At 74.2% G+C, this 16,525-nt stretch carries 12 protein-coding genes; 6 read left to right on the top strand and 6 right to left on the bottom strand.

From position 1 onward, the window contains the following. Nucleotides 1-46 precede the first annotated feature (46 nt). Together ABZ721_RS02320 and ABZ721_RS02315 are read left to right on the top strand one after the other, a co-directional pair. Nucleotides 47-1,039, top strand: a complete 993-nt coding sequence (locus ABZ721_RS02320; protein WP_358786665.1) for a hypothetical protein — start codon at nucleotides 47-49, stop codon at nucleotides 1,037-1,039. Further along, nucleotides 1,039-2,346, top strand: coding sequence for an adenylosuccinate synthetase (locus ABZ721_RS02315; RefSeq protein WP_358786664.1), 1,308 nt, complete (start codon nucleotides 1,039-1,041; stop codon nucleotides 2,344-2,346). Before ABZ721_RS02320 ends, ABZ721_RS02315 begins: the two co-directional genes overlap by 1 nt. On the opposite strand, the gene ABZ721_RS02310 is transcribed toward ABZ721_RS02315, so the two are convergent. Next, a complete protein-coding gene (locus ABZ721_RS02310) occupies nucleotides 2,256-3,023 on the bottom strand; it encodes a M15 family metallopeptidase (RefSeq protein ID WP_358786663.1) in 768 nt (255 codons plus the stop codon). The two genes, ABZ721_RS02315 and ABZ721_RS02310, sit on opposite strands and share 91 nt — an antisense overlap. A gap of 130 nt (nucleotides 3,024-3,153) precedes the next feature. Here ABZ721_RS02310 and ABZ721_RS02305 point away from each other — a divergent pair, with 130 nt between their 5' ends. Next, on the top strand, nucleotides 3,154-3,693 hold the full coding sequence (locus ABZ721_RS02305) for an NUDIX domain-containing protein (protein WP_358786662.1): 540 nt from the start codon (nucleotides 3,154-3,156) through the stop codon (nucleotides 3,691-3,693). Nucleotides 3,694-3,711: 18 nt separating this feature from the next. Here ABZ721_RS02305 and ABZ721_RS02300 read toward each other — a convergent pair whose 3' ends face one another. Next, nucleotides 3,712-6,069: a TIM-barrel domain-containing protein gene (locus ABZ721_RS02300; protein ID WP_358786661.1), complete on the bottom strand. Its 2,358-nt coding sequence runs from the start codon at nucleotides 6,067-6,069 to the stop codon at nucleotides 3,712-3,714. A 222-nt stretch (nucleotides 6,070-6,291) separates the two neighbouring features. Between ABZ721_RS02300 and ABZ721_RS02295 the strand changes: the two genes are divergently transcribed. Then, nucleotides 6,292-8,301: an acetoacetate--CoA ligase gene (locus ABZ721_RS02295; protein WP_358786660.1), complete on the top strand. Its 2,010-nt coding sequence runs from the start codon at nucleotides 6,292-6,294 to the stop codon at nucleotides 8,299-8,301. A 57-nt stretch (nucleotides 8,302-8,358) separates the two neighbouring features. On the opposite strand, the gene ABZ721_RS02290 is transcribed toward ABZ721_RS02295, so the two are convergent. Both ABZ721_RS02290 and ABZ721_RS02285 read right to left on the bottom strand, forming a co-directional pair. Continuing rightward, entirely contained in the window at nucleotides 8,359-9,921 is a 1,563-nt protein-coding gene (locus ABZ721_RS02290; RefSeq protein WP_358786659.1) for a cellulose binding domain-containing protein, read from the bottom strand. A 107-nt stretch (nucleotides 9,922-10,028) separates the two neighbouring features. Beyond that, nucleotides 10,029-11,357 (bottom strand): aminotransferase class I/II-fold pyridoxal phosphate-dependent enzyme, encoded by a 1,329-nt coding sequence (locus tag ABZ721_RS02285; RefSeq protein WP_358786658.1) that lies wholly within the window; start codon nucleotides 11,355-11,357, stop codon nucleotides 10,029-10,031. A gap of 139 nt (nucleotides 11,358-11,496) precedes the next feature. On the opposite strand from ABZ721_RS02285, the gene ABZ721_RS02280 reads away from it, so the two are divergent. Together ABZ721_RS02280 and ABZ721_RS02275 are read left to right on the top strand one after the other, a co-directional pair. Beyond that, the gene (locus tag ABZ721_RS02280) at nucleotides 11,497-12,759 is read left to right on the top strand and encodes an MFS transporter (protein ID WP_358786657.1); all 1,263 of its coding nucleotides are present in this window, start codon (nucleotides 11,497-11,499) and stop codon (nucleotides 12,757-12,759) included. Nucleotides 12,760-12,879: 120 nt separating this feature from the next. Further along, entirely contained in the window at nucleotides 12,880-13,737 is an 858-nt protein-coding gene (locus tag ABZ721_RS02275; RefSeq protein WP_358786656.1) for a hypothetical protein, read from the top strand. Nucleotides 13,738-13,828: 91 nt separating this feature from the next. Here ABZ721_RS02275 and ptsP read toward each other — a convergent pair whose 3' ends face one another. After that, entirely contained in the window at nucleotides 13,829-15,499 is a 1,671-nt protein-coding gene (gene ptsP, locus ABZ721_RS02270; protein WP_358786655.1) for a phosphoenolpyruvate--protein phosphotransferase, read from the bottom strand. A 110-nt stretch (nucleotides 15,500-15,609) separates the two neighbouring features. Continuing rightward, nucleotides 15,610-16,059 (bottom strand): PTS glucose transporter subunit IIA, encoded by a 450-nt coding sequence (locus ABZ721_RS02265; RefSeq protein ID WP_358786654.1) that lies wholly within the window; start codon nucleotides 16,057-16,059, stop codon nucleotides 15,610-15,612. Nucleotides 16,060-16,525: the final 466 nt, after the last annotated feature.

Here is a 16,525-nt window from a genome sequence, read left to right as displayed (position 1 = left end):
CCACACCCGCACACCACACCCGCACACCTCACCGAGGGGGAACACCATGGGCAGCGGAAGCTGGTCCACCAACGTCTACGATGCCGCCGCGCGCTACCGCGCCGCGTCCGGCGCCGGCGCCTTCGCCTACAGCGACCACGTCACCTCGTCCGCCCCGCGCGGCTCCTGGACGGCACACCCGTCCCTGGACCCCAAGGGCCTCAGCGTCCGCGAGAGCCGCGACTCGGACGAGCACCCCGCGTCGGTCGCCGTCTCGGTGCTCTTCGACGTGACCGGCTCGATGCGGTCCGTCCCGCAGACCCTGCAGACCAAACTGCCCGAGCTGTTCGGGCTGCTGCTGCGCAAGGGCTACGTCGAGCACCCGCAGATCCTCTTCGGCGCGGTGGGCGACGCCACCTGCGACCGGGTCCCGCTGCAGCTCGGCCAGTTCGAGTCCGACAACCGGATGGACGCCGACCTCGGCAACATCCTGCTGGAGGGCGGCGGGGGCGGGCAGATGACCGAGTCGTACGAGCTCGCCATGTACGCGATGGCCCGGCACACCTCCATCGACTGCCACGAGAAGCGCGGCCGGCGCGGCTACCTGTTCCTCATCGGCGACGAGATGCCGTACGGGAAGGTCAAGGCGCGCGAGGTGCGCGACGTCCTCGGCGACGACCTGCGCGAGGACATCCCGATCACCGCGATCATCGCCGAGCTGCGCCGGAAGTTCGACGTGTACTACATCCTGCCGGCCGGCTCCTCGTACGTCGGCAACACCGAGGTCCTGGGCCTGTGGCGCAAGCTGCTCGGCCAGAACGTCATCGAACTCGACGACCTGGACGCGGTCTGCGAGACGATCGCGCTCACCATCGGCCTCGGCGAGGAGGCCATCGACCTCGCGGAGGGACTCGCCGACCTCGACGACGTCGGCTCGGACGCGGGCGCCTCGGTCGGCAAGGCCCTGGCCGCGCTCGGCCGGGACCGCGCGTCGGGCCCGGCGGCCGGCGCCCCGCTGGTCGGCGGTCCGGCGGGACCGGCCGCCACGACGAGGCTGTAGTGCACACGATCGTCGTGGACCTCGGCTACGGGGACGCGGGCAAGGGCGCCGTCGTGGACCGGCTCTGCTCGGCGGAGCCGGTCCGGGCGGTGGTCCGCTTCAACGGCGGCGCCCAGGCCGCGCACAACGTCGTCACGCCCGACGGACGCCACCACACCTTCGCCCAGTTCGGCTCCGGCACCCTGCACGGGACGCCCACCTACCTGTCCCGCTTCATGCTGGTCGACCCGCTCGCGCTGTCCGCCGAGGCGGACCACCTCACCGCGCTCGGCGTCCGCGAGCCGCTGGCGCTGCTGACCGTCGACCGGGACGCCGCGCTCACCACCCCGTACCACGCGGCCGCCAACCGGCTGCGCGAACAGGCCCGCGGCGGCGAGCGGCACGGCTCGTGCGGCATGGGCATCGGCGAGACGGCGGCGTACGCCCTCGCCCACCCCGAGGACGCGCCCCGGGTGGGCGACTGCGTCTCGCGCCCCCGCCTGCTGCGCAAGCTCGCGCTGCTGCGCGACCGGTTGTCCGACGAGCTGGGGCGGCTGCCGGCGCCGCCCGTCGAGCACTGCGCGGACGCCTTCGCGGCCTTCGCGCGGGCGGTGACCCTGGCCGGCGAGGGACATCTCGCGCGGCTGCTGGCCGAGGGCCCGGTGGTCTTCGAGGGCGCCCAGGGCGTGCTGCTCGACGAGTGGCACGGCTTCCACCCGTACACGACGTGGTCGACGACCACCTTCGCCAACGCCGAGACGCTGCTGGCCGAGGCGGGCGGCGCGGGCACCGCGCTGCGGCTCGGCGTGGTGCGCACCTACACCACCCGGCACGGGCCCGGCCCGCTGGTCACCGAGGACCCGGAGCTGGCCCGGGAGCTGCCGGAACCGCACAACGGGCACGGCCGCTGGCAGGGCGCGTTCCGGCGGGGCCACTTCGACGCGGTGGCGCACGCCTACGCCGTCGAGGCCTGCGGGGGAGTGGACGCGCTGGCCGTCACCCACCTCGACGCCCCCGCCCGCTGCCCGGGACTGCGGATCGCCCGCGCCTACGGCATGGACGGCCGGCTGGTCGAACGCCTGCCGGCCGGCGCCCCCGGCGACCTGGACCGGCAGGCCGCGCTGACGGCCCGTCTGGCGCGCGCCAGGCCGGCCGTCTGGGAGACCCCCGGCGCCGACCCGCAGGAGTGGTCGGCCGCCGTCGGCGAGGCGCTGGCCGCGCCCGTCGCGCTGGAGTCCTACGGGCCGACGTGCGAGGACGTCAGGGACCGCCGGGAGACCGGGAAGTCGAAGTACGTGTCGGGGAAGCGCTCCGGCTTGTACGTGTAGTGCCACCACTCCTCGGCGAGGTTGACGAAGCCGAGCCCTTCGAGGGTGTTCTTGAGCAGGAGGCGGTTCTCCCGCTGCACACCCTGGATCCGCGGGTCCAGGGTGTGGGAGAGCGTGTCGAAGTAGTCGAACGGAGTCCCCATGTCGACACTGGCGCCCGAGCGCCGCACGATGGTCACGTCCAGGGTGCTGCCCCGGCTGTGCCCGGACTTCTCCGCGATGTAACCGTCCTCGAAGAGCCGCGACTTGTCGACATGCGGATAGAACTCGTCCTTCATCCGCTGGTCGTCGAGGTCCTTCGCCCAGGCCACGAAGTGGTCGACGGCGCGCTGCGGCCGGTAGCAGTCGTAGACCCGGAGCGAGTACCCGCGGCGCAGCAGCCGCACCTGGGCCGCGTGCAGCGCCTTCGCCGCCGTCCGGGTCAGCAGGCAGATCGGCTGCCGGTAGCCGTCGATGGGCACCCCGACGAAGTTGTGCGCCGTGAAGTAGCGGATCTCCTGCTGGATCGTCGGGTCGATGTCCCGCAGTGCCACGAAGTCCCCGGGCGCCTTGGGGCCGCCCCCTCCGCCGTGCCCGGAGCTCGCCTGCGCCGGGGCGGCGGCGCCGCCCGCGGTCACGGCGATCAGCGTGGCGACGGAGACGGCCAGGGTGCGGAGCACGGTCGTGAGGCGTGGCATGGGTCCTCCAGCGGTCGGACGGGGTCGGGGGGCGGGTCGCGCGGGGCGCGGTCGCCGACGCGCAACACTGTCGCGGATCGCGGGCGCGGACAAGTGCTCCCCGGGTGCGGTGATCGGATACAGTCCCGGCGTGCACCGTCGCGAGAAGGACTCCAACTGCTCCTACTGCGGTACGGCGTTCGGCCCCGCCGCCGGCTGGCCGCGCACCTGCGCCGCCTGCGGGGCCACCGCCTACCGCAACCCGCTCCCGGTGGCGATCGCGCTGCTGCCGGTCCGCGACGGCGCGGGCACCGGGCTGGCCGTCATCCGCCGCACCATCGAGCCGGGACGCGGGCTGCTCGCCCTGCCCGGCGGCTTCATCGACCACGGGGAGACGTGGGAGCGGGCCGTGGTGCGCGAACTGGCCGAGGAGACCGGGATCGCGGCGGACGCCGACCCGGTGCTCGCCGACACCCTCACCGACCCGGAGGGCGGGTTCCTGCTCGTCTTCGGGCTGCTGCCGCTGCGGGACGCGGCCGACCTGCCGGCGTCGGTGCCCACCGACGAGACCGAGGGCTGGCAGGTGCTGCGCGCGCCCGCCGAGCTGGCGTTCCCGCTGCACACCCTGGCGGTCCGGCGCTGGTTCGCCGGCGCGTACGGCGAGCACGGCGCCCGCCCGCACCCCTCCTGACCCGCACCGGCCGTCCCCTCACTCCGGAAGCCCGCGCACCCGCACCGGGTGCCCCACCCCGTCCTCCCCGACGCGCTCCACCACCACCCGCCCGTCGACCAGCCGTGACGTGAACCGCTCCACCAGCGGCTCGGCCCAGCCGTCCCCCTCGCCGGTGAAGACGATGCCGCCGCCGGTGCGCCCGGCCGCCGGGGCCCACACCTCCAGCTCCACGGCCCCGTCGTCGCCCGCCACGGGCAGGACGGCGCCGGCCCGCGCCAGCACCGGGGTCCGGCCGAGCGGCGCGTCCAGCAGGATCTGCCCCGGCCCCTCGTACGCGGTGCCGGTCGCCGTGTCGTACCAGCAGCCGCGCGGCAGCCGGATCGCCCGGGTGACCGAGCCGGGCTCCATGACCGGCGCCACCAGCAGGGCGTCGCCCAGCAGGAAGGCGTCCCCGCAGCCGCGCAGCGCGCGGTCCTCCGGGTCGTTCCACCACAGCGGCCGCACGTACGGCGCGCCGGTGCGCCGCGCCAGGTGGGCGAGCGTGTCGAAGTACGGCAGCAGCCGCCGCCGCTCCCGCAGCGCGGCCGCCGCGTGCTCCTCGACCTCGGGACCGAACCCCCACGGCTCGCGCCGGCCCGCCGCGATCGCCGAGTGGGTGCGGAAGAACGGCAGGTAGGCGCCGAGCTGGAACCAGCGCAGGTACAGCTCGGGGGAGGGCGACCCGGTGAACCCGCCGACGTCGGGCCCCGAGTACGGCACCCCGCACAGGCCCAGGCCGATCATCAGGGAGAGCGAGGCCCGCAGCCCCGCCCAGCCGGTGGCCACGTCGCCCGACCACGTCCCGCCGTACCGCTGCATCCCCACCCAGCCGGAGCGGGAGAACAGGAACGGCCGGGCCTCGGGCGCCAGTTCCCGCAGCGCCTCGTAGCCGGCCCGGGCCATGCCCAGCGCGTAGACGTTGTGCGCCTCGCGGTGGTCGCCGCCGCGGCCCTCCAGGGCGTGCCGTGCCGAGCGCGGCAGCGTCGGCTCGCCGAACGCGCTGAACGACACCGGTTCGTTCATGTCGTGCCAGACCCCGGAGAAGCCCTGCGCCAGCCGCTCCGCGTACAAGGTGCCCCACCACTTGCGCGCCCGCGGGTCGGTGAAGTCCGGGAAGACCGCCTCGCCCGGCCACACCACGCCGCGCACCTCCTGGCCCCGGGCGTCCCGGACGAAGGCCCCGGCGGCCGTTCCGCCGTCGTACACCGGGTTGCCCGGCTCCGCCTTCACCCCCGGATCGACGATCGACACCAGCCGCACCCCGTCGCGCCGCAGCTCCGCGGCGAGCCCGGGCAGGTCGGGGAAGCGCTCGCGGTCCACGGTGAAGACCCGGTGCCCGTCGAAGTGGTCGATGTCCAGGTGCAGGGCCGACAGCGGCAGCCCCCGCTCCCGGTAGCCGGCCGCGATCCGGCGGACCTCCCGCTCGTCGTTGAACCCCCAGCGCGAGTGCTGGTAGCCCAGGGCCCAGCGCGGCGGCAGCGCCGGCCGTCCGGTCAGCGCCGTCCAGCCCGCCAGGATCCGGGCCGGCGGGCCGGTCAGCACCCAGTAGCGCAGTGGTCCGCCGTCGACCCGCAGCTCGCAGCCGCCCGGCCGGTCGTGCCCGGAGCCCGCGCCCTCCTCGCCGTCGCGCAGCGTCACCCGGCCGTCCCACGTGGTGTCGTGGAAGACCAGATGGCAGCCGGCGTCCGCGACCACCAGCTGCACCGGCATGGTGATGTAGAGCGGGTCGTCGCCGGGGCCGAAGGAACCGCCCGGGTCGGTGTTCCACAGCCGGTACGACCCCTCCCGCAGCCGGGGCCCCGATGACCGGCCGCCCAGGCCGAACACGCACGCGTCCGCGGCGGTCTCGGAACGCTGCACCCAGCGGGTGCGGTCACCCGGCTGCCGCCCTGCCGGATCCCACCAGCGGGGCGGCAGATCACGCCGCAGCAGCACCCCGCCCGGGGTGCGGAACTCCACCGTGCCGTGCCGCGAGACCAAAACCGTCACCCGCTCCGACACCACCCGCCAGCCGTCCCCGGTCCGGTCGCGCTCCAGCTCGACCCGGGTGTCCACCGGCGGGGTGTCCCCGGCCAGCGCGTACGACGGCTCCGCCTCGGCCCCGTCCCACCCGCAGAAGACCGCGCCGCCCACCGCGACCCGCACCCGCAGGGACGAGCGGGTGAAACGCACCACCCCGCCGCCCGGCAGCGGCTCCACCCCCAGCGCCGGTCCGGGCACCCGGGCCCGCTCCGTCCCCTGCCTCGGCAGGTCCCGCCCGTCCGTGCGCCGCCGCCGCCACGCGGACCGCAGCGTCAGCAGGCCGTTCGCGGACCCGACCATCCGTAGCGACCGCACCAGGTCCCGAGCATCCATGGGGCCCACCCTTCCACTGCTCCGCGCCGCCGTACCGGGCGTTCAGCCGGTGTTCACCTGTAGGTGCACCACACCGCGGCATACCCCGTTGTGGGGGCCCCGCCCTGGCGTCGGGGACGATCACGTGGCATCGTCCTGCCCAGCCCTGCCGCGGGACATTCCGCCCGCCCAGGGTCCAGCCGCACACAAAGCGACGTCGCCGTACCGTCCGGGAGCCGCCCCATGAGCACCACGACCGAGCCCGCCCACGCCCCGGAGCCCTTGTGGACCCCCGGCCCCGAGCGGGTCGCCGGCGCGCGCGTGACGCACTTCCAGACCTGGGCCGCGGAGCGGCACGGCGCCCCGGCCGGCGACCCCGCGGACCCGGCCGCGAGCTACCGGGCACTGCACGCCTGGTCGGTGCGGGAGCCGGCGGTGTTCTGGGGGGCCGTCGCGGAGTGGTTCCAGGTGCGGTTCTCCACCCCCTACGAGGCCGTGCTCGCCGACGCCTCCATGCCGGGCGCCCAGTGGTTCACCGGCTCGGCCCTCAACTACGCCGAGCACGCGCTGCGCCCGGCCCTGGACCCCGAGCGCGCCGGCACCCCCGCCCTGGTCCACCTGGACGAGCGCCCGGAGATCGCGGAGACCAGCTGGGCCGAGCTGAGCCGGCAGGTCGCCTCCGTGGCGGGCCGGCTGCGCGCCCTCGGCGTCACCCCCGGCGACCGCGTCAGCGGCTATCTGCCCAACATCCCGCAGGCCGTCGTCGCGCTGCTCGCGACCGCCGCGGTGGGCGGCGTGTGGACCTCCTGCGCCCCGGACTTCGGCGCCCGCAGCGTCCTGGACCGCTTCCAGCAGGTCGAGCCCGTCGTCCTGTTCGCCGTCGACGGCTACCGCTACGGCGGCAAGGAGCACGACCGGACGGAGAGCGTCGCCGAACTGCGGGACGAGCTGCCCTCGCTGCGCGCCGTGGTCCACATCCCGCTGCTGGGCACCAAGGCGCCGGCCGGCGCCCTGGAGTGGGACGACGTCGTGTCGGACGACACCGCGCCCGTGTACGAGCAGGTGCCCTTCGACCACCCGCTGTGGGTGCTGTACTCCTCGGGCACCACCGGCCTGCCCAAGGCGATCGTGCAGTCCCAGGGCGGCATCCTGCTGGAGCACCTCAAGCAGACCGGCCTGCACATGGACCTCGGGCCCGGCGACCGCTTCTTCTGGTACACCTCCACCGGCTGGATGATGTGGAACTTCCTGGTGTCGGGCCTGCTGACCGGCGCCACCGTCGTGCTCTACGACGGCAGCCCCGGCTACCCCGACACCGGTGCGCAGTGGCGGATCGCCGAGCGCACCGGCGCCACCGTCTTCGGCACCTCCGCCGCCTACGTCATGGCCTGCCGCAAGGCCGGGGTCCGGCCGGGCCGCGACTTCGACCTCTCCGCGGTCACGTGCGTCGCCTCGACCGGCTCGCCGCTGCCGCCCGACGGGTTCCGCTGGATCCACGAGGAGGTCAAGGAGGACGTCTGGATCGCGTCCGTCAGCGGCGGCACCGACGTGTGCAGCTGCTTCGCGGGCGGCGTGCCCACCCTCCCGGTGCACATCGGGGAGCTGCAGGCGGCGAGCCTGGGCACCGACCTGCAGGCCTGGGACGTGGCGGGCCGGCCGGTGACCGGCGAGGTCGGGGAGCTGGTCGTCACCAACCCGATGCCGTCGATGCCGGTGCGGTTCTGGAACGACCCGGACGACGCCCGCTACCGGGAGAGCTACTTCGAGATGTTCCCCGGGGTGTGGCGGCACGGGGACTGGATCACCATCACCGAGCGCGGCACCGTCGTCATCCACGGCCGCTCCGACTCCACCCTCAACCGGCAGGGCGTCCGGATGGGCTCCGCGGACATCTACGAGGCCGTCGAACGCCTCCCGGAGATCCGCGAGTCGCTCGTCATCGGCGTCGAGCTGCCGGACGGAGGCTACTGGATGCCGCTCTTCGTCCACCTGGCGCCGGGCGCCGGGCTCGACGACGCGCTGCGCGGCCGGATCAAGGACGTGATCCGCGCCGAACTCTCGCCCCGCCACGTCCCGGACGAGGTCATCGCCGTCCCCGCCGTGCCGCACACGCTGACCGGCAAGCGCCTGGAGGTCCCCGTCAAGCGCCTGATGCAGGGCGCGGCGCTGGACCGGACGGTCAACCCCGGCTCCGTCGACGACATCGACGCGCTGCGCTTCTACGAGCGGCTCGCCCAGGAGCGCCGCGCCTGACCGGGCGGTGGCGAGTGCCGTGCTGACGCGGCCGACCGCGTCAGCACGGCGCCGCCCTCACCCGGTGTACTGGGCGAAGATCTTCGAGAACTCGTAGGGCGACTGCGGGACGTTGGTGCACCTGTACAACGCCCCGGTGCAGGCGTTGCGGTCGCGGGTCTCCTCCCAGAAGCCGAGCATGTTCAGGTGCCGGGACCGGGCGAACGCCACGAGCTGGCGGGAGTCGGCCTGGTCGAAGACGTGCCCGTCGTCGTTCTGGCCGAGCATCGGGGTGACTCCGGTCATGGCCCACAGCTGGGCGTCGGTCCTGGCCGGGTACAGGGTCTTGAGCTGCGCCTGGGTGCTCTGCGCCGCCTGGACGGCCGCATCACCGTAGTCCGTGGCGCGGTAGTAGTCCATGGCCATGACATTGACGGCGTCGAGGGTGACGCCCGCGTCACGGGCGGACTTCACGATGTTGAGGCCGTCCGCCGTCAGCCCCTCGGGGAGCACCGGCAGGGTGAGGGAGATCCGCAGCCCGGGGTGCGCCTGCTGGAGCCGGGCCAGCGCCTGCGAGCGGCGGCTGATGGAGGCGGGTTCCGCGGTGGCGGACCCCTCGATGTCGAAGTCGGCGTAGGTCAGGCCGTAGGCCGTGACGACGGCGTCGTACTCGGCGTACAGCGAGTCGACGGTGGAGCAGGCCTGGGCGAGCTCCGCCCCGGAGGCGCCGCCGAAGGAGATCTTCACGTCGCCGCCGCCCGCCCGGATGGCGTCGACCTGGTCCTTGGCCCAGCCGTCGCGCGGGTCGTAGGCGTTGAACCACATGGCCTTGCAGGCGGAGGCGGTGATGAAGGCCATGGTGAAGCTCTTCAGGCCGCTCGCCGCGGCCATGTCGGGCATGCTCGGCGTGGGCCAGGCACCCATGTCGACATAGGGGGCGGTGTGCACGCTGCCGGGACCGGGGCCGCCGCCCGTGGTCGTGGTGCCGCTGACCGGTGCGCTGTAGGGGGAGGTGTTGCCCGCGGCGTCCCTGGCCCGGACCCGGAAGCCGTAGCTCGTGGTGGGTTGCAGTCCGGTGGCGGTGAACGAGGTGCCGCTCACGGCCACGGGCGCGGCGTTGTCGCGGGAGACCTCGTAGCCGGCGACCGTGCCGGAGTCGTCGGTGGAGGCCGTCCATCGCACGGTGAGGGAGGAGCCGGTGGCCGAGCCGACGGTGACGCCGCCGGGCACCGAGGGGGCGGTGGTGTCGGCGGGGCCCGCGTCGCAGGAGCCGCCGTTCAGCAGACAGTTGGCCGGGGTGCCGGAACCTGCGGCGACCCAGCCGAGTACGGCCGAGGCGCCGGGGGCCAGGGTGCCGTTGTATTCGCGGTTGGTGAAGGTGTAGTGGGAGGCGGTCCGGGTGAGCAGCGCGTCCCAGTAGCTGCCGACACTGCTGTCCGGGGGCAGGTCGAACTCGACCTTCCAGCCGGTCAGGGTGGAGGTGGAGCCGTTGGTGATCCGGTACTGGGCCTGGTAGCCCGAGCCCCAGTCCGAGGTCTTGGAGAACGCCGCCGAGACGCCGCCGGCCGCGGCGGCGGGCGGCGTGAGGAACAGGACGAGCGTCCCGAGCAGGGCCAGGACGAGCGTGAGGGATCTTCGCATACTGGACTCCCATAGGTCTGTACCAATGCCGCCCAGTATGTGGATACTTGACCGTCAGGGGCACGTCAAGGCTCACGCCAGGAGTCACTGATGACCCGTCACTCCCGTCAGCCCCCGTAGGTGCTCTCCGACTCGCCCAGCACCGCCGCGAAGTCCGCCGCCAGCCGGGCCGCGTCCTCCACCGCCAGATCCGCCGTGGTGACCCGCACCCCGGGGGCCGACGCGGTGCGGAACCGGGCCCCGCCCGCCACCCACCACCCGTGCGACCTGAGCCCGTTGACCACCGCCGACTCGTCCCTGACCGGCACCCAGACATTGAGCCCGCTGCGGCCGAGCGCGGGGATGCCGTGCCGCGCCAGCTCGCCGATCAGCGCCTCGCGGCGGGCGGTGTACGCGGCCTCGGCCCGCGCCACCAGCGCGGCCGTCGCCGGATCGGCCAGCAGCCGCAGCACCGTCTCCTGCAGTACGTGGCTCACCCACCCCGAGGTGAGCAGCAGCAGGCCGTCGTGCCGGGCCAGCGACGTCTCGTCGCAGGCGAGCGCGGCCCACCGCAGGTCGCTGCCCAGGTGCTTGGACACGGTGCGGACCTGCGCCCAGCGCGGCAGCCCGCCGGTGGTGAGGGAGTGCAGCGGGACCCCCGAGGTGTCCGCCGTGTAGTCGTCCTCGACGACCAGTACCTCGGGGGCCGCCGCCAGCACCGCCAGCAGCTCGTCCCGGCGCCGCGCGGAGAAGCACGCGCCCATCGGGCTCTGCGAACGCGGCATGCACACCACCGCCCTGGCCCCCGCGCGCAGCGCGGCCCGCAGCGCCTCCGGGCGCATCCCCTCCTCGTCCACCGCGACCGGGACGATGCGCAGCCCCAGCGCCGGGGCGAGGTCCAGCAGCCGGTGGAAGCCCGGGTCCTCCATCGCCACGGCGTCGCCCGGCCGCAGTTCCGCCGAGAGCAGCCGGCCCACGCAGTCCAGCGCGCCATGGGCGAACGTCACGTGCTGCGCCGGTACGCCGTCGCGCTCGAACCAGCGCCGGGCCACCGCCTCCAGCTCCGGCAGCCGGGGCGAGGTCCGGTGCGACCCGGGCCCCGGCACCACCCGGGCCGGCGGCACCAGGTCGGGCAGGAACGCGGGGTCGGGGTGGCCGCCGGCCAGACTCCGCACCCCGGCCGGGGTTTTCGGGGGGCGGCGCGAGCCGCTGGTGCCGACGGCCGGGGCCTCGGCGATCACCGTCCCGCCGCGCCCGCGGGTCAGCACGATGCCGCGCTGCCGCAACTCCCGGTAGGCCGTGGCCACGGTGCCGGGACTCACCCCGAGCTCCTCGGCGAGCCGGCGCACCGGGGGCATGGCGCTGCCGGGCGGCAGCGACCCGTCCGCGACCGCGCGCTCGACGGACGCGGCAATGCCCTTGGCGGTCGTACCCGTGATCGCATATTGTGTTGCCACATTGGTCAGTATGTATTGATACAAAGACGGCGTCAAGGGGGAACGGATGCGGATGCGGCCGGAGTCGGGGACAGGAGCCGGGACGGGGACGGGCGCAGGGGTGGCGGCGCGGATACCGGGAGGACCCGACGGCCGCCGGATGCTCTGGATCAACTTCGTGGACAAGACCGGCTCCGGCCTCTGGCTGAGCGTCACCGCGCTGTACTTCCTCGTCGTCGCGGACCTCAGCGCGAGCCGGATCGGCCTGCTGATGGGCCTGGCCGGCGCGGTCGGCATCGCCGGCTCACCCGTCGCCGGGCGGCTCGCCGACCGCTTCCCCCTCACCCGGCTGCTGCTCGCCGTGCAACTGGTGCGCGCCGCCTCGGGGCTGCTGATGCTCGCCGCCGACGGCTTCTGGCAACTCCTGCCCCTGGTGGCCCTCGGCAGCTTCGGCGAACGCTCCGCCTCCGTCCTCACCAAGCTCTACGCCGCCCGCGTCGCCGGCCCCGACCGGTCCCGCTACCAGGCGGTGCAGCGCACGGTCGTCAACGTCGGCTACACGCTCGGCGGCCTGGGCGCCTCCGTCGGCCTCGCCTTCGGCAGCGCCGGCGTCTACCGCGGCCTCCTGATCGCCGACGGCCTCTCCTTCTGCGTCGTCGCCGTCCTCGTCGCCCGCTGCGCCGAACCCCCGTCGGCGAGCAGGGCGGTGGCCTCGTCCGCCACGAAGGCGCCGGCCGGGCCCGCCGCCGTCCGCCCGGCGCCGCCCCGCAGCCCCTGGCGCGACCGCGGCTACCTCGGCTACGCCGCCACCGACGCCCTGCTCTTCCTCGACGGCTCCGTCCTGCGCGTCGGCATGCCGCTGTGGATCATCAGCGCCACCACCGCCCCGCACGGGCTCGCCGCCCTGCTCTTCGTCATCAACACCGTGGTGGTGGTGCTCTTCCAGGTCCGGCTCTCCCGCCACGGCCGCACACCGCACCTGGCCGCCGGCACCCTGCGGCACGTCGCCGCCTGCTACTTCCTCGGCGGAGCGGCCGTGGCCGCCTCCGTCGTCGACGCCCGCTGGGCGGCCACCGCCGCGCTGCTGGTCGCCGCGGTCGCCTTCACCTTCGTGGAGATGTACCAGGCCACGGTCTCGTGGGAACTGTCCGTGGCCCTCGCGCCCGACGACGCGCAGGGCGCGTACGTCGGCGTGCACGGCCTGGCCCAGTCCGCCGAACGCGCGGCGGGCCCGCTGATCATGACGGCCGCGGTCATCGCGGCCGGGCCGCTCGGCTGGCTCGGCCTCGGCACCGCCCTCGCCGGCACCGCGTTCCTGCAGAAGCGCATGGTGCTGCGACGCCTCGCATCACCACGCAAGGTGACGGATCCGGCGGAGCCGTCCGGATTGTCAGTGCCTCCGATTACGGTGAGTGAGAACTGATCGACGCGCCGAGGGGGAGACATGGCACGCACCAAGCACGGGAACCGGATCCGGGACCACCGGGGGAAGAGCGGCCGGACGGGGGGCCGTTCGCGGCCCCGGGCACCACGCGGGACGAGCGTGCGCCGCGCCCTGCGCAGGGAGGCGCCGAGCATCGTCGCGCTGCTCGCCGACGAACGGGACTTCACCGCCATGCGCCCCCACCGCGGCCTGCCCTGCGCGGACCACCGCGCGTACCTGCGGCAGATGGACGGCCTGCTGCGTTCGCTGCTCTCCCAGGGGCTGTTCGTCACCGTGACCCTCTTCGACCCCGCGCAGTACGCGGAGTACTGCGCCGACACCGGCCGGGACCCGGGCACCGCCGCCAGCCGCGCCCGCTACACCGCCGCCGTCACCGCGACCGGGCCCGGCGTCCCGTACAGCGGGCAGCCCGTCCGCCGACTCCTCGCCCAACTGCGCCACGAGACCGACCGGCAGGCCGCCTGGGACCGTGCCACCGACGTCCTCACCGCCGCCGAGGCCCGCACCGGCGGCGGCCGCGAACTCGCCCGCCGCGCCTTCGAACGGGCCTCCCGGGCCCTGGTGGCACTCATCGAAACCGCCGGCACCGGCACCCACCACGTGGTCTGCAGCGTGCAACAGCCCCACGGCGCGCCGCTGCTCGCCGTCCTCACCACGGAGCGCACCGCCTCCGGCCGCATCCACCTCGCCGAGGCCGACGCCCTGGTGTTCTGCACGGTCCTCGCCGCGGCCGCCGTCAGCGGCGGTTCCGCGGGCATCGTCGTCCGCTCCACCGTCACGGGGGGACGGGACGAGGTGCGCGGCTGGTCCCTGCGCGACGGCTGGCCGCAGCCGCTCACCGAGGCGGAGGTCTTCAACGCCTACTGCACCGACGCCGCAACGGGCGAACCGGTACCGCCGGAGCCCGGCGTCACCTACCGGTCCGGCCGGCCGCTCGGCCCGCCCCCGCACGGCTGACGCCCCGACGGGAAAGGGGCGCCCCACCGGAACCCGGTGGAACGCCCCTCCGAGCTGCTGCCCGCACGCCTGACGGCGCGGGCAGCGGCAGTCACTCGCCCGACAGCACCGCCTGCGCGGCGCGGCGCGCCTCGTCGGCGGTGTCGGTCGCCCGGGCGGCGACCGCCGCACGCTCGCACTGCGCGAGCGTGTACTTCGCCAGCGTGGCGCGCACGTACGGAATGGAGGCCGCGCCCATGGACAGGCTCGTCACTCCCAGACCCGTCAGCACACAGGCCAGCAGCGGGTCGGCCGCCGCCTCGCCGCAGACACCACAGCTCCTGCCCTCGGCCTTGGCCGCGTCGGCCGACGCGGCCACCAGGTCGAGCAGCGCGGGCTGCCAGGGGTCCTGCAGACGGGAGACCGCGCCGACCTGCCGGTCGGCCGCGAAGGTGTACTGCGCCAGGTCGTTGGTGCCCAGCGACAGGAACTCGACCTCCTGGAGGATCGACCGGGCCCGCAGCGCCGCCGAGGGAATCTCGACCATCGCCCCGAACTTCGCCCGCAGACCGGCCTCGCGGCACGCGTCGGCGAACGCCTTGGCGTCGATACGGTCGGCCACCATGGGCGCCATGACCTCGAGGTGCACCGGCAGTCCCTGGGCGGCCGTGGCCAGCGCCCGCAGCTGGGTCCGCAGCACATCGGGGTGCTCCAGCAGCGACCGCAGACCCCGCACACCCAGCGCCGGGTTGGGCTCGTCGGCGGGCGTGAGGAAGTCCAGTGGCTTGTCGGCGCCCGCGTCGAGCACGCGCACGACGACCCGGCCCTCGGGGAACGCCTCCAGGACCTTGCGGTACGCCTCGACCTGCTTCTCCTCCGACGGCGCCTTCGCGGAGTCGTCGAGGAAGAGGAACTCGGTGCGGAACAGGCCCACGCCCTCGGCGCCCGCCTCCAGCGCCGCGGGCACGTCACCGGGACCGCCCACGTTGGCGAGCAGCGGCACCTTGTGTCCGTCGGAGGTGGCACCGGGACCGGAGGTCGCCGACAGCGCGGCGCGGCGCGCGGCCGCGGCCTCCTCCAGCTCCGCACGCTTCTCGGCGCTCGGGTTGACGAACAGCTCGCCGCTGCTGCCGTCCACCGCGATGACGGTGCCCTCGGCGATCTCGCCCGCACCGGGCATCGCGACCACGGCCGGGACCCCCAGCGCCCGCGCCAGGATCGCGCTGTGGCTGGTCGGACCGCCCTCCTCGGTGACGAAACCGAGCACGAGGGTGGGGTCGAGCAGCGCGGTGTCCGCGGGCGCCAGGTCCCGGGCGATCAGCACGTACGGCTCGTCGCTGTCCGGCACCCCCGGCATCGGGACGCCGAGCAGCCGGGCCACGATGCGGTTGCGCACGTCGTCCAGGTCGGCCACCCGGCCGGCCAGGTACTCACCCGCGTTGGCCAGCAGCGCACGGTAGGAGGCGAAGGCGTCGTAGACGGCGCGCTCGGCGGAACTGCCGACCGCGATCCGGCGCTCGACATCGGCCTGCAGCTCGGGGTCCTGGGCCATCATGGCCTGGGCCTCCAGCACGTGCTGGGCCTCACCGCCGGCCAGGTTCCCACGCGCGATCAGGTCGGCTGCCACGGCCTCGACGGCCTGCCGGGCACGGCCCTGCTCACGCGGAGCCTCGTCCGACGGGATCTGCTTGGCCGGGGGCTCCAGAACTGCGGTACCCATGTGCCGTACCTCGCCGATCGCCACACCGTGGCTGACACCGACGCCTCGCAGCGTTGTCTCCATCTCACCTGTCTCCGGTCACTGCGACGGTCGGTGCCGTCGCTCAGATTCTTCCGACGTCCTCGTTGACGCCCCCTGGGGTACTGCGGGTACAGCAGGTACAGCGGGGGGTGCTACTTCCAGGAGAAGAGCTGGGCGCCGGCCTCGACGTCTCCCTCGGCCACCACATCGCCCAGCGCCTCGGCGGTGGCCTCCAGGGCCACGACGGGGCAGATCGGCGACTTGCCGGCGGCCTCGACCGCGGCGGGGTCCCAGCGGATGACCTCTTGTCCGCGCCGGACCGTGTCGCCCTTGGCGACGAGCAATTCGAATCCGTCGCCGTTGAGCTGAACGGTGTCGATACCCAGGTGCGTCAGTACACCGTGCCCCTCGTCGTCCACGACGACGAACGCGTGCGGGTGCAGGGAGACGATGACGCCGTCGACGGGGGAGACCGCGGCCGAGGGCTCGCGCACGGGGTCGATGGCGGTGCCGGGGCCCACCATCGCGCCGGAGAACACCGGGTCGGGCACAGCCGCGAGCCCGATGGCCCGTCCGGCGAGGGGGGACGAAACGATCGTCATGGGGAAGCCTCCTAGATGCGGAGCTCAAAGACGCCGTCACTACCTGTCACCGGACGGCGATGCCGCTTGAGCAGCCTAAGTCATGTGAAGTAAGGATTCCGCCCGAGCGGATCCGACCGTCGGGTGACCGGTCCCGACCACTCAGTGTCGCATCGCCGCAGGACCCGGTCGGGGGGCCGCAGGACCCCCGGAGCCGATTTGCACGGGGCGGAGGCGTCCAGTACCTTGGCACAACCGCCTCGACGAGTGCCCTGGAAACGTATGTCTCCAAAGGCAGACTCGAATTGGCCGGGAAATCCGACGGAAAGCTTCTGCTAAAGTCGGGTGCAGCGGAAAGCCGAAAGGCGGAAACGCTGGAGCAGGAAATGCAGAACTCCCGCTGACTGGGAATCGGACGCGAAAGCGTCTGATAGAGTCGGAAACACGAAGGGAAGCCCGGAGGGCGCCGGTGAAACGGCACCGAAGG

The sequence above is a fragment of the Streptomyces sp. NPDC006733 genome, assembly GCF_040636125.1.
In the GTDB taxonomy this organism is placed as follows: domain Bacteria; phylum Actinomycetota; class Actinomycetes; order Streptomycetales; family Streptomycetaceae; genus Actinacidiphila.
This window is presented reverse-complemented; position numbering and strand designations above follow the sequence as displayed.